The 639-nt window shown below is 52.4% G+C and carries 1 rRNA gene; it reads left to right on the top strand.

Going from position 1 to position 639, the window contains the following annotated elements:
• Positions 1-423: 423 nt before the first annotated feature.
• Positions 424-639 (top strand): 23S ribosomal RNA (locus IEX33_RS19240); the annotation flags it as partial.

The raw sequence follows: 639 nt of genomic DNA, 5'->3' as shown, positions 1-639 counted from the left end.
GTGGAATATCAACGAATAGCGGCTGCCGGTCTTTTTCCGGTGCTTAGTACGGTTCCTCCTTTGCGGGGTTCCTGGAACGGTGCTGGTGTGGGATGGGTGGTTTAGTGTTTGGCACACTGTTGGGTCCTGAGGCAACAGGGCCGTGGTTCTTGCCCCCTTTTGTGTGGGGTGGGGTTGCGGGTTTGTTTGTTTCTGGTTTCCTGACTGCATCGATCATGCATGTTTGTGTGTGTGGGGTGTGTGGTACGGGGTTGTTGTTTGAGAACTACATAGTGGACGCGAGCATCTTTTATAAGAAGCAATTTCCAAGAATATGAACCTGGATCTGGCTGCGCGTGATGGTGTCACTCTTTTTGGGGTGGTGTTGTTGGGTGTGGTTGGTTTCTGTGGTTCTCTCGAAAATTAGCGTTTTTGATCTTTTGTGGTCAAGTTTTTAAGAGCACACGGTGGATGCCTTGGCATTAGGAGCCGAAGAAGGACGTAGGAATCTGCGATAAGCCTGGGGGAGTCGATAACCGGACTGTGATCCCAGGGTGTCCGAATGGGGAAACCCCGCCAGGGACGCGAGTCACCTGGTGACCCGCATCTGAACACATAGGGTGCGTGGAGGGAACGCGGGGAAGTGAAACATCTCAGTAC

The organism is Pseudarthrobacter scleromae, from assembly GCF_014644515.1.
Classification (GTDB): domain Bacteria; phylum Actinomycetota; class Actinomycetes; order Actinomycetales; family Micrococcaceae; genus Arthrobacter; species Arthrobacter scleromae.
The sequence above is the reverse complement of the archived record's forward strand: the minus strand, read 5'-3'. Positions and strand labels throughout refer to the sequence as shown.